Below are 12,230 nucleotides of genomic sequence, written 5' to 3'. Positions count from 1 at the left end.
GTCAGGAAAGGGCACACGCACGGGCACAAGCCGCCGGTCGGCGGTCTGCGGGGCGCCCCTCTGTCCTTTTGCCTGAGAGTTTGGAAGCGCGGAAAACCGCAGCTTCGTGCCCCTTCGGCGCCGGATCGAACCGGTCTCTCCAGAGTTCTGTTACGGGTGGTATCGGGCCTGAGCGATTACGGGCGTTGCGCCTTCGGCAGCGGTGTTCCGCTTCTCCCACCGTGTTGCCCGCCGATTATAGCCCGTTGCGGGCCCGCTGGCCGTCTACGGGCCTGGCCGCTGCGCCTGAATGGCCGATGGCCCGGACGTGCGTTTTGTGCATCGCTGCATGGCATCAGGCGCAATCCCCACCTATGATGGCCAGATACCCGAATTCATCTGGCGCCCTCCCTGCAGACAGGGACCGGCGCCCGCCGTGCGTGCCGCGCATGGCCCTGCCGGACGCCTTTCCCATGACCGCCGCTGTTGCTCCCTCCACCCGCCGCATGGCCCTGCTGCTTGCCGGCCTGGCCATGTTCGGCCCGTTCTCGATCGACACCATCTTCCCGGCCTTCCCGCAGCTGGCCCAGCGCCTGGCGGTGGACGAGGTGGCGGTGCAGCAGACCATCAGCGTCTACCTGCTGTTCTACGGCCTGATGAGCCTGGCGCACGGTCCGCTGTCCGACGCCTGGGGCCGCAAGCGGGTGATCCTCGGTGGCCTGGTGGTGTTCGTCGGCGCCTCGGTGGGCTGCGCACTGTCCACCGACCTGACCACGCTGCTGGCGTTCCGTGCGCTGCAGGGCCTGTCGGCGGGTGTCGGCATGATCGTCGGCCGCGCGGTGATCCGCGATCTGTACCACGGCCATGACGCGCAGCGGCTGATGAGCCAGGTGTCCATGCTGTTCGGCATCGCCCCGGCCATCGCGCCGATCATCGGTGGCTGGATCCTGCTCAGTGGCGCGGGGTGGCCGCTGATCTTCTGGTTCCTGGTGGTGTTCGGGCTGGTCCTGCTGGCGGCCACTGCACGCTACCTGCCCGAGACCCATCCCGTCGAAGCGCGCGTGCCGTTGTCGCCGCGCGTGCTGCTGCGTGATTACGTGCGCATCGGTTTCAATCCACGCTTCCTGCGCCTGGCGCTGGCCGGCAGCATCGGCTTTGGTGGAATCTTCCTGTACATCTCCTCGGCGCCGGTGTTCGTGATGCAGCACCTGCACCTGGGCGAGGGCGGTTTCGCCTGGTTGTTCATCCCGACCATCGGCGGCATGACCACCGGCTCATTCCTGTCCGGGCGCATGGCCGGGCACACCACGCCCACCCGCCAGGTCTCCATTGGTTTCGGCCTGTGCGCATTGTCAGTGCTGTTGAACGTTGGCTACGTGGTGCTGTCGCCACAGTTCGTGCTGCCATGGGCGGTACTGCCGATCTTCCTGGGTGGCATGGGCATGGCGCTGATCTTCCCGATCCTGGCGCTGGCGGTGCTGGACATGTACCCGCATCAGCGCGGCCTGGCCTCGTCGCTGCAGGCCTTCGTGCAGCTGATGATCAGCACCGTGGTGGCCGGCGTGGTGTCACCACTGCTGAGCGGCAGCCCGCTGCACTTGGCACTGGGCCAGGCGGCGTTCTTCGGCGCCGGTTTCGTGTTCTGGTACTGGGAACACCAGCGCGAGCGCGCGGCGCAGGCAGCCTGCACGGGTCACTGAGCAGCGCGCAGGGGTAGGGTGGGCCGCGATGCCCGAAACACTTGCGGCAGGGAACGGCCGGACTAGGCTGGGCATTCCAGCCAGCCGGTGCGTGGGTGCACGACAGCCAGCCGACCCAATGTCGTTGCATGAGGTTTCGCCATGGCTGCGCAGCAGACCTACCGCCTGTTCGAGGTGGCGCTGAAGGAGCGCCGCGTTCTTTCCCCTTCCCTGGACCGCATGGTGTTCACCGGCGCCGACGTGGCGCGGATGAAGACCGAAGGCCCGGACCAGCGCATCAAGGTATTCTTCCCCTTGCCCGGGCAGGACCTGCCACAGGTGCCCAGCGGCGAGGACTGGTATCCCCGCTACCGGGCGCTGCCGGACGATCAGCGCCCGCCGATGCGCACCTATACCATCCGCCAGCTGCGTGCAGAGCTGGGCGAAGTCGATGTTGATTTCGTGCTGCATGGCGAGACCGGGCCGGCCTCGCGCTGGGCCATCCATGCACGCCCCGGCGACCGTGTGGTGTTGCTGGCTCCCGATGCCGACTGTGCCGACAGCAGCGAAGGTTGGGAATGGAAGCCGCCGGCCGGCGTCGGCCAGGTGCTGCTGGTGGCCGATGAAACCGCGTTACCGGCGGTGGCCGGCATTCTTGAGGAACTGGCGGCCATGGTGGATCCGCCGCGTACGCTGGCGCTGCTGGAAGTGGCGCAGGCCGGCGACGCGGTGCCGCTGAAGGCACCGGCTTCCGCCGAGCTGGTCTGGCTGCCGCGCGGGCGCGCGGCGTACGGGGCGCCTCTGTTGCAGGCGGTGCAGGCGCGGCTGGCAGCGGCCTCGGGCGTGGCTGCCGGCGATGCGCCGGAGGAGATCGACGTCGATACGCAGATCCTCTGGGAACAGGCCGATACCCGCGTGGTCGGGCCGCTGTATGCCTGGGTGGCAGGCGAGGCAGCGGCGGTGATGGCGATCCGTCGTCATCTGGTCCGCGACTGCGGGCTGGATCGCCGCGCGATCAGCTTCATGGGCTACTGGCGGCACGGCAAAGTGCTGGATTGAGGGGGTGTGAAGCGGCGTGGCGGGTGGGGTGCGCTATCCTTGCGCCCCCCTCGCAGCGGTATTGCACCATGTCCACCAGCTCCAAGACCCGCCGCGACCAGCGCCGTCGCCAGGAAAAGCAGGCCGCCAACAAGGCCGCTGCCCAGGCCTCGCCGGTGGAGCCGCATGCCGAACTGCGCGACGCGCAGCGCACCCTGCTGGCCGGTGTCGTGCGCCGCGACGGCGAATGGGTGCTGGGCATGGACGGCCGTATCGCCGGCCACAGTGACTCCGCCGCACAGGTACTGGCGCTGATCATGCAGGCCGGTGAACTGCACGAGCGCAACGGCACGCCGGTGCGCCTGATGTACTCCGATGCGCTGCGCGACGCCGCGCACGCCGAAGCGAAAGAGAAGGGCCAGACCTTCGAGGAATTCAAGGCGGAACTGGCCGCGGCGATGGCGGCGAAGAAGGACAGCTGATCGCGCCGAATCTGTAGAGCCGAGCATGGCTCGGCTCTACAACACGGAGAAGGGGCGGATCCTTGCGGATCCGCCCCTTTTCTCATTTCGCCGCCGGGGCCGCGTTGGCCTGCCAGCCACACATCTGGCCTTCGTTCTGCTGCTTCAGCCACTCGTTGACCGGAGTGAAGTACTCGATCATCGGGCCGGCATCGAGCTTGTCGGTGCCGGTCAGCTCCTTCAGCGTGGCCTGCCACGGCTGGCTGGCACCCTTGCTCAGCATCGCCCAGTATTTCTGGCCGGCTTCCTTGTTGCCGTAGAAGGTGCACTCGTGCAGCGGGCCCTTGTAGCCGGCTGCATCGCACAGGCCCTTGTAGAACTGGAACTGCAGGATGCGGGCCAGGAAGTAGCGGGTGTAGGGGGTGTTGCCCGGCACGTGGTACTTCGCGCCCGGATCGAAGAATTCCTCGCCACGGGGGCTGGCCGGGGCCACGCCCTGGTACTTGGCCTTCAGGTCCCACCACGCCTTGTTGTAGTTGTCGGCGGTGATCGAACCATCGAACACGCCCCAGCGCCAGCGGTCGATCATCAGCCCGAACGGCAGGAACGACACGCCCGACAGCGCCATGCGCATCTGGTTGTTGATGACCGCTTCGCGGCTCTCGGTCGGTGCATCGACCAGGCCGATCGAGCTGAGGTACTTGGGCGTCATCGCCAGCACGATGGTGTCGCCGATCGCCTCATGGAAGCCATCGTTGGCACCGCCCTGGAACAGCGGCGGCAGCGGGTTGTAGGCCAGGTCGTAATAGATATGGCCCAGCTCGTGGTAGATGGTGGTGAAGTTCTCTTCGTTCGGCTTGATGCACATCTTGGTGCGCACATCGCCTTCCATGTTCATGTCCCAGGCGCTGGCGTGGCAGACCACATCGCGGTCGTCGGGCTTGATGAACTGGGTGCGTTCCCAGTACGACTGCGGCAGCGACGGCATGCCCAGCGACACATAGAAGTCCTGTGCGCGTTCGGTCATCTGCTTGGCGGTACGCAGTTCGGCTTCGCGCTGGGCTTTGTACTGGGCCGCCACGTTGGCGTCCTTGCCGGCCTTGGCCAGCGCCGCGCTCAGGTTGGCCTGGTACTGCTTTTCCAGTGCAGCGGTGATGTCCAGGCTGCCGGCACCCGGGTACGGTTCCAGCTGGTCCCACAGGTTCGACCAGTCCTGCTGCCACATGTTGCCCAGCAGGTGCGCGGCAATCAGGCCGTTGCCCACTTCGGCCTTGTCCTTGCCGTAGGTCTTGTCCAGCTTGCCGCGTGCATAGCAGTGCAGCTGCTCGTACATCGGCTTGACCTGTTCCCAGAGCCGGTCGGTTTCCGGGCCGATCTGCTCCGGCGGCATGTCGTAGCCGCTGCGCCACATCTGGCCGGCGTCGGCAAAGCCCATGCCCTTGGCGCCTTCGTTCACCAGGCCGACGAACTTCTGGTAGTCGCCGCGCATGCTCTTGGTGGTGCTGTGCCAGCCCTGCCAGGCGTCGAGCTGCTTGTCATAGTCGCGGCTGCGCGCCAGCACCTGTTCCAGCTCGCCCAGCTGGCGGCAGGAGTTCGGATCATTGGCATCGGTGCAGTACTTGCCGGCACCGTAGCTGCCTTCCATGCGCGTGGCGATCTGGGTCAGCTCGGCCAGCTTGGCCGGGTCGCGCGGTGCAGGCATCGAGGACATCAGCTTCAGCAGGTGGATCGCGCGCTTGCTGTCCTCGCTCATCGGCTTGCCGTCGAACTTGGCGGCCTGTTCGATCCAGCTGTTGAGCTGCGTCAGCGAACGCTCGTTGGCCTTGGCCGCAATGCGTTCCGAATCACCGTTGATGTAGGTGGAGGACAGCCACTGCGCCGAGGTCATCTCCGGGTAAGCGGCCTTGAATTCGGCATTGATGCGGGCCACGAACTGGTCGGCGGTTTCACCGGCCGGAGCGCTGCTGCTGGCGGTATCGGTGCCTGGGGCAGCTTCCTTCTTGCAGGCGGCCAGGGCCAGCGTGGCGGCGGCGATTGCCGAGGCCAGCAGGAGATGACGGTGTTTCACGGGCGGTCCTTGGGTGGTGAACGACGGCCGAAGGCTAGTGGGCCGTCGCTGCCACCGCAAGTGGCGGAAGTCGGCCGGGCGGCGCCCGGCACCCGCAGAGGCCAGAGCACAAGCAACAGCAACCGCCGAAGCAACCGCAACAGCGGGGTATCCGTGGGATGGCGCGGCGGTGTGGGCTTGCAGGACACGCTGTAAACCCATCCATGGGGGCTCGATGGCGCCATCCATGGCGCCAACGGTCCTGCAAGCCCACACCGCCCCACGTCTGACAGATCGTGGCGGCTGTTGGTAGGTGTCGACCTTGGTCGACACATCTGTCAGGTATCGACAATCAAAATGGGGTCAGATCCGTTTTCTTCCGGAAAACGGATCTGACCCCAAGATCGTTCCAACAGATCGCGGAAAACTGTCGAAGGCGGGGTGGGGCCGGTTGCGGGGGCGTGAGCCGCATGGATGCGGCGACCGAGCTTACATGGACGTACTTGCAGCGTCCCCCGCAACCGGACCCACCCCGCCACCCCTCAGGAAACCCGCTTCTGCTGTTGCTTCGGCCGTTGCCGTTGCCCCTGCAGGTGCAGGGCTGCAAGCCCTGCCAAACACCCCTCAACCTTCGCAGTTGGCGAACACGTCGCGGTCGCGCTCGTACAGCGCCGTCTTAACCTGCATCAGGCCCAGCACCGACGGGAACAGGTTGTCGTGGTCTGTATAGGCCGCCGAACGCTTGCGCACGCACTGCAGGTCCAACCCACGGCTGCTGGCGAAGCCCGGCGAGAACCACATCGTCATCGGTACGCGGGTCTGCTCGGCCGGTGCGATCGCATACGGCACGCCATGCAGGAACAGGCCCTTCTCGCCCAGCGATTCACCATGGTCGGACAGGTAGATCATCGCCGTGTCGTAGTCCTGCATGCCCTGCAGCGTGCCGATGGTCTTGGTCAGGAAGTGATCGGTGTACAGCACGGCGTTGTCATAGCTGTTGGTGATCTCGTCGCGCGAGCAGCGGCCGATGTCACGGGTGTCGCAGGTCGGGGTGAAGCGGCGGAACGCGGGCGGATAGCGCTCGAAATAGGCCGGGCCGTGGTTGCCCAGCTGGTGCAGCACCACGACCCGGTCGCCGGGCTTGGCCCGCACCTGGGTGGCCAGGTCCTGCAGCAGGATCTCGTCCATGCAGCGGCCATCGGCGCACAGGCCGGGTGTGGTGGCGTCGGACAATGACTGGAAGTCCAGGCCCTCGCACACGCCCTTGCAGCCGGACTGGTTGTCACGCCACAGCGGCGCGATGCCGGCGCGGTTCAGTACGTGCAGCAGCGACTGGTGCGCACGGATCTTCTTCTCGTCGTAGTCGTGGCGGCCCCACGGCGAGAACAGGCACGGCAGCGAGACCTCCGTGCTGGTGCCGCACGAATGCATGTCCGGGAAATTGATCACGCTGGCCTGCGCCAGTTCCGGAGTGGTGTTGCGGCCACCGTTGAGGCCCCAGTTCTGCGCACGCACGGTCTCGCCCATGACGATCACCAGCAGGCGCGGCTTGCTGGCCGGCGCTCGCGGAGTGGCCTTGGCGTCGGTGCCGATCGGCAGCTTCGGTGCGCGCTGCACCGGGTTGTCGCCACGCAGCGCACGCGGCATGCCCAGCAGCACGTTGGCCGGGGTGGCGAGGTAACGCACTTCGCGCTGGTTGCGCATCAGTGCTGAAACATCCTGGAACGAGATCAACGCGCCGCCGACGGCGGTTACCGCGGCCACCAGCAGGAAGCCCAGCCGCCACAGCAGGGTGCGGCCCCAGCTGCGGCGACGCAGCTGCACGCGCCACAACACCGCCATCGGCAACACGGCCAGCAACAGTACCGGCCACAGCAGCGACACGGTCATCAGCTCGCGGCTTTCCTTGGGGTCCGTCGCCAGCACGTTGCGCAGCATGTCCGCATCCAGGTAGATGTGGTAGCGGCTCATGTAGTGCGCGGCGAATGCGGTCACCAGCAGCAACAGGCTGATCACCACCTTGGCGTTCCAGCGCCAGACCAGGATGCCCAGCAGCACGCCGTGAGCACCCAGCAGCAACAGCAGCAGCGAAAGCGCGTAGCGCAGGCTGCCTGGATGGCTGGCCATCGCGCTGTGCCAGAACAGGCCATTGCCGGCCACCGCGAAGAACAGGCTGGTCAGCGCGATCAGCGCTTCGGTGGACAGCTGCGGCCGCCAGTGGCGCAGACCCGCAAGGGCGGGGAGGCGGGCGGGCCGTTGGACCGATGCGCTCATGCGTTTGCCTCCTGGCGGTTGGCATGGTTCAGTTGACGGTGTGTCAGGACGCGCTTGGCGATCAGATACAGGCCGAGCGAAAGCAGCCAGCAGATCAATGCAGTGGCGACGTCATGCGAAAGGAAATGCGCACCGCGCAGCTGCTGGCCGATGCCGAACACCAAACCGGCGCCGAGGCCGATCCACAACCCGGCCCAGCGCCACGACGGGCGCCATAGGAGGGCGAAATAGTACAGGCACAGCCAGGCGTAGCCGGCACTGGCGTGCCCGGCCGGGAAGCAGGCCTGCGCGGCCATGCCAGCGGGGCGTGCGGTGAAAAGCCCGATAAATGGCTGGTGGCCGCCGTAGCGCAGCAAGTCCCAAGGGCATTCCATCGGCACCAGTGACTTCAGCAGGGAGATCACGCCGGTGCCCAGCGCCAGGGCAAGTACGACATAAAGCAGCGCCCACCGCAGGGTGTGATCGCGTCCTTTACGCCAGTGGTGGAAGCACAGCAGGATCGCGACCAAGGCCGCTGACGTGCTCAGCCATTTGCCGGCCTTGTGCACCACCGTGCGGGTGATCCAGGCGTCCTGTAGCACCCATCGGCTGCCCTCAAGGCGGAACAGGTGATCGGCCACCCACTGGTCGCCGCCGAACCCCATCAGCAGCGCAAACACGGGCAGACCGATTGCGACAGGCAGCCAAAAGTGAGTTACGGCGAATCTTGACGCCAGTGGCGATGTCGCAAGCGGCGCGATCGAATCAAGGGGACGAACGGGCATGCTGAGGGAAGGCGGGTTCGGGAATCCGCAGCCATGCTCGTCACCTGCATGTCGGAGAAGGGTCGGACGCTCGTTCGCGCCGGGTTAATGATTTCCCCGGCACGAGTCAACGTTCAGTCTTCTTCGGCGGTCGAGCCGGCCCGTTCGGCGTGGCATTGCGGGTCCCAGGCCGTACCGGGAAGCAGTTGCCAACGATTCCTGTTGGCCATGCCGATGTCGATCACCTTGGCCCGGTCCACGCAGGGACTCATCGCCTCGTCCAGCACCAGCAACCAGCGCTTGTCCGGCGCTTCGGCGAGCCAGGGGCCGGCATCGTGCCATTGCTCGGCCCAGGGCCGCTTGAAGCCGAACTCGCGTACCGGGCGGTCAGCCTGCAGCAGGTTCTGCTCGCGCCAGGCGACCAGCGCCAATTCGGCGTCCGGACCGATCCGCGCGCCGACGCGGCGCATCAGCGCCGATGCCGATGCGTAGGGATCCAGTGCCGGGATCAGCACCAGGCCGTAGAGCATCCACAGCATGCCGTGGGTCAGCAGCACCAGGGTCGTGGCGCGGCGCACCCGCAACCAGACGGCCAACGTGGCCAGCGCGATGGCGAAGGTCAGCAGGCCATCACCCAGCACCGGCAGCAGCGTATCGGGCATGGCCCGGCGCTCCAGTTGCGCCAAGGCCCACGGGTGCTCGGTCATCAGCATCGCGCCGAGCACGCCGGTGGCCAGCATCAGCACCACGCTGTAGCCGAACAGATACCGGCGCACGCACAGCCGGCGCAGCAAGCCCGGCAACAACGGCGCAACCGCCAGTGCCATCGCAGGCAGCATCGGCAGCACATAGACCTCGCGCTTGCCCGGGCTGGCGCTGAAGAACACCAGCACCAGCAGCGCCCAACCCAGCAGCAGCCACTGCCGGCGGTCGCCCCGGCGGATGCGGCGCCACCACGGCTTGAACAGCAGCGGCAGCAGCAGGCTGCCCGGCAGCCACAGGGTCAGGATCACCTGCAGGTAGTACCAGGCCGGTTGGCGATGGTGCCAGGCGTTGGCATAGCGGGTACCGGTCTGCTTGAACAACAGCTCATGCGCGTAGGCCTGCAGTTCGGCGCTGGGCGTGTGCAGCAGGGCCCAGCCCAGCGGCGCAAGCCACACCGACACGCCCAGCAGGAAGGCCGGGATCAGCCACAGCAGCGTTGCCGGGTGGGGGCCGTCAACGCTGCGCCCGCGGCGACGCTGGTACAGCCACCAGCCGAACCACGGCAGGACCATCAGCAGCGGCAGGAAACCCACGCCTTTGGTCACCGTGCCGAGGCCAGCGGCGAACCCCGCCAGCCACAAGGCAGCCAGGTTGCGGCGTTCGCACAGGTGGCGCATCAAGCCCCACAGGGCCACCGTGGTCATGCCGACCAGCACCATGTCGATCTGCGCGCGCTTGGCCATCAGGCCAAACTGCAGGGTGCAGAACAGCGCCGCCAGGGCGTACAGGGAATGCCGCGGTGACCACAGTCGGCGTGCCAGATCCGACACCAACCACAGGCTGAGCAGGGCGCCCAGCAGCGATGGCAGCAGGAACGACCACTGCCAGCTGCCGACGATCTCGTAGGCCGCCGCCTGCAGCCACATGAAGACCGGTGGCTTCTCCGCATACAGCTCCACGCCCCGGTGCGGCAGCAGCCATTGCCCACTCTCGACCATGGTGCGGGCCGCCAGCACGAAGCGCGGCTCGTCCGGTGGCTGCGGCTGCCGAAGGCCGATCCCCGCTGCCAGCGCAGCAACGATCAACAGCCACAACAGGGGCAGGCGCCAACGGCGGGGCAGGACTACGGGCACGGCAGGCTCCGGGAGCAAAACGGCCATTCTGAGGTGGCGGGGGTTGGAAAAGCGTCAGAGGAGGCCGGGGCGACCGCATTCCGACATGGGCAGCGCTACCATGGTACGAAGTTCCGTGGATGTTTCGTGCATGCGTCTGTTGGTGATCGAGGACAACCGCCAGCTGGTGGCCAACCTGTTCGACTACTTCGAGTCGCGCGGGCACGTGCTCGACGTGGCCCCGGACGGCATCACCGGCCTGCACCTGGCCGGCAGCCATCCCTACGACGCGGTGATCCTGGACTGGATGCTGCCGCGCATGGAGGGGCCGGAGGTGCTGCGTCGCCTGCGCGCCGAGCAGGCTTCGGAGGTGCCGGTGATCATGCTGACCGCGCGCGACGAACTGCCGGACAAGATCACCGGCTTCCGCGCGGGTGCCGATGATTACCTGACCAAGCCGTTCGCCCTGCCCGAGCTGGAAGTTCGGCTGGAGGCGCTGCTGCTGCGTGCGCAGGGCCGGAACCCGCGCAAGCGCCTGCAGGTGGGCGACCTGGTGCTGGACCTGGCGACCCTCGAAGCCCAGCGGGGTGGTCAGGTGCTCCACCTCTACCCGGCCTGCCGGAAGCTGCTGGAGGTGCTGATGCGCGCCAGCCCCGGTGCGGTCACCCGCCAACAGCTGGAGTTCGCCCTGTGGGGCGACGAGCCACCGGATGGTGACCTGCTGCGCTCGCATGTCTATGAGCTGCGCCGCAGCGTCGATGGTCCGTTTGCCGACAAGCTGATCCACACCCTGCCGCGGGTTGGTTACCGCCTTGCGGTGACCGCGGCCGCCGATGCAGGCAAGGATGATGATGAAGGCGCGTAGGCCGGGCCCGCTGTACCGGCGCGTGGTGTGGTGGTTGCTGGGCTACCTGGCCCTGCTGTCGATCGCTGTGTTCAGCGTCGGCAACTACGTGCACGAACACGCCGAACATGCCGCCTGGCGTGCGCTGCTCAACTCCGAACTGGACAGCATCGTCGAGCACGTCGAGCATGAACCGCACTATCGCTGGCAGGATTCGGACACGCTCAGCCTGTACCGCTTCGATGCAGTCAACCTGCCTGACAGCCTGCGTACGCTGCATCCGGGCCTTCACGACGGCGTGATGATCAAAGGCCGGGAGACGGCGGTGATGGTGCGCGAGACCCGGTCGATGGGACGGGTCGCGCTGGCGCTGGACATCTCCGACTTCCATGACCTGGAGCAGTTCGCCACGCGCTGGGTGATGCTGGCCGGGGTGATCATGATCTTCGTCACCGTGCTGATGGCGTCCTTCGGCATGGAACGCATGGTGCGCCCGTTGAGCCTGCTGGCCCAGCACATCGGCGCATTGCGGCCGGGCGTTCAGGGCCAGCGCATCGAGGTCGACCCGCGCGGCAGTTCCGAGCTGCACACCATCGCCGATGCGCTGAACGACTACCTGGACCGCAACGAGCAGTTCGTCGAGCGTGAGCGGGTCTTCATCAGTACCGCCAGCCACGAACTGCGCACGCCGATCGCAGTGATGACCGGTGCAGCCGAGCTGGCGCTGGAGCAACCGGGCCTGCCCGAACGTGCCCGCCAACAGATGCAGCGGGTCCTGCGCACGGCACAGAGCGTGGAGCAGCTGATCGAGCTGCTGCTGGTGCTGGCGCGTGATCCTGCGCGCCTGGCCGCGCGTGCCGAGCGCATCGCACTGGACCAGCTGCTGCCGGAGATCGTCGACGACCATCGCCACCTGCTCGGCGACAAGGACCTGAGCATCGGCATCCAGGCTGCGCCGGTGGATATCGTCGCGCCGCTGGCGGTGGTGCAGGCGGCGATCGGCAACCTGCTGCGCAATGCCATCGAAAACAGCGGCCGCGGCCATATCGAGCTGCAGCTGAGTTCGTCGGCGGTACTGACCCTGCAGGACCCCGGGCATGGGATGAGCCCGGAGGAGATCGCGGCGATCCACGCGCGCATGGCCCGCGGCGAGCGTGCCGATCGAGGCAGTGGCATCGGCCTGGACCTGATCGCGCGGCTGTGCGAGCACCTGGGCTGGACGCTGCAGTTGCAGCCCCGCCAACCGCGCGGGACGCGTGTCACCCTGGACTTCGGCGCTTCGCGCCCCGCTTGATCGGACGGCCGACCTGCTCCGCGCTGCGGCATGACCCGACGTGAAGACAATGTT

General features: G+C 67.0%; 9 protein-coding genes and 1 riboswitch. Of the genes, 5 read left to right on the top strand and 4 right to left on the bottom strand.

Going from position 1 to position 12,230, the window contains the following annotated elements; all coding sequences use genetic code 11:
- Positions 1 to 50: 50 nt before the first annotated feature.
- A riboswitch (glycine riboswitch) is annotated at positions 51 to 153 on the bottom strand.
- A 299-nt stretch (positions 154 to 452) separates the two neighbouring features.
- The 3 genes from AC5P8U_RS02480 to AC5P8U_RS02470 all read left to right on the top strand — a co-directional run bounded on the left by AC5P8U_RS02480 (position 453) and on the right by AC5P8U_RS02470 (position 3,178).
- Positions 453 to 1,679, top strand: coding sequence for a multidrug effflux MFS transporter (locus tag AC5P8U_RS02480; RefSeq protein ID WP_072168607.1), 1,227 nt, complete (start codon positions 453 to 455; stop codon positions 1,677 to 1,679).
- Positions 1,680 to 1,820: 141 nt separating this feature from the next.
- Complete coding sequence (locus AC5P8U_RS02475; RefSeq protein ID WP_072168601.1) at positions 1,821 to 2,717, top strand: siderophore-interacting protein; 897 nt, start codon at positions 1,821 to 1,823, stop codon at positions 2,715 to 2,717.
- Between the two features lie 68 nt (positions 2,718 to 2,785).
- Positions 2,786 to 3,178 carry a hypothetical protein gene (locus AC5P8U_RS02470; protein ID WP_005418286.1) on the top strand — a complete coding sequence of 131 codons (393 nt, stop codon included), beginning with the start codon at positions 2,786 to 2,788 and terminating at the stop codon, positions 3,176 to 3,178.
- An 82-nt stretch (positions 3,179 to 3,260) separates the two neighbouring features.
- Here the strand turns inward: AC5P8U_RS02470 and AC5P8U_RS02465 are convergent, their stop codons facing one another.
- The 4 genes from AC5P8U_RS02465 to AC5P8U_RS02450 form a co-directional block, all read right to left on the bottom strand.
- On the bottom strand, positions 3,261 to 5,225 hold the full coding sequence (locus AC5P8U_RS02465) for a M2 family metallopeptidase (RefSeq protein ID WP_088496823.1): 1,965 nt from the start codon (positions 5,223 to 5,225) through the stop codon (positions 3,261 to 3,263).
- A 603-nt stretch (positions 5,226 to 5,828) separates the two neighbouring features.
- Positions 5,829 to 7,478: a phosphoethanolamine transferase gene (locus AC5P8U_RS02460; RefSeq protein ID WP_088497634.1), complete on the bottom strand. Its 1,650-nt coding sequence runs from the start codon at positions 7,476 to 7,478 to the stop codon at positions 5,829 to 5,831.
- On the bottom strand, positions 7,475 to 8,242 hold the full coding sequence (locus tag AC5P8U_RS02455) for a phosphatase PAP2 family protein (RefSeq protein WP_088497635.1): 768 nt from the start codon (positions 8,240 to 8,242) through the stop codon (positions 7,475 to 7,477). Before AC5P8U_RS02455 ends, AC5P8U_RS02460 begins: the two co-directional genes overlap by 4 nt.
- Before the next feature lie 113 nt (positions 8,243 to 8,355).
- A complete protein-coding gene (locus tag AC5P8U_RS02450) occupies positions 8,356 to 10,059 on the bottom strand; it encodes an ArnT family glycosyltransferase (protein ID WP_072169172.1) in 1,704 nt (567 codons plus the stop codon).
- A gap of 130 nt (positions 10,060 to 10,189) precedes the next feature.
- Between AC5P8U_RS02450 and AC5P8U_RS02445 the strand changes: the two genes are divergently transcribed.
- Positions 10,190 to 10,903: a response regulator transcription factor gene (locus AC5P8U_RS02445; protein WP_072169171.1), complete on the top strand. Its 714-nt coding sequence runs from the start codon at positions 10,190 to 10,192 to the stop codon at positions 10,901 to 10,903.
- Positions 10,890 to 12,176 (top strand): sensor histidine kinase, encoded by a 1,287-nt coding sequence (locus AC5P8U_RS02440; protein WP_088497636.1) that lies wholly within the window; start codon positions 10,890 to 10,892, stop codon positions 12,174 to 12,176. The genes AC5P8U_RS02445 and AC5P8U_RS02440 overlap by 14 nt, the downstream gene beginning before the upstream one ends.
- Positions 12,177 to 12,230: the final 54 nt, after the last annotated feature.

It is taken from the genome of Stenotrophomonas sp. YJH_SMC_81, from assembly GCF_059370875.1.
The sequence above is the reverse complement of the archived record's forward strand: the minus strand, read 5'-3'. Positions and strand labels throughout refer to the sequence as shown.

Excerpts from the sequence above, each read along its gene's own strand:
- AC5P8U_RS02445 (WP_072169171.1), top strand. The coding sequence starts at position 10,190 with ATGCGTCTGTTGGTGATCGAGGACAACCGCCAGCTGGTGGCCAACCTG.
- AC5P8U_RS02480 (WP_072168607.1), top strand. The coding sequence starts at position 453 with ATGACCGCCGCTGTTGCTCCCTCCACCCGCCGCATGGCCCTGCTGCTT.
- AC5P8U_RS02470 (WP_005418286.1), top strand. The coding sequence starts at position 2,786 with ATGTCCACCAGCTCCAAGACCCGCCGCGACCAGCGCCGTCGCCAGGAA.
- AC5P8U_RS02440 (WP_088497636.1), top strand. The coding sequence starts at position 10,890 with ATGAAGGCGCGTAGGCCGGGCCCGCTGTACCGGCGCGTGGTGTGGTGG.
- AC5P8U_RS02475 (WP_072168601.1), top strand. The coding sequence starts at position 1,821 with ATGGCTGCGCAGCAGACCTACCGCCTGTTCGAGGTGGCGCTGAAGGAG.
- AC5P8U_RS02460 (WP_088497634.1), bottom strand. The coding sequence starts at position 7,478 with ATGAGCGCATCGGTCCAACGGCCCGCCCGCCTCCCCGCCCTTGCGGGT.
- AC5P8U_RS02455 (WP_088497635.1), bottom strand. The coding sequence starts at position 8,242 with ATGCCCGTTCGTCCCCTTGATTCGATCGCGCCGCTTGCGACATCGCCA.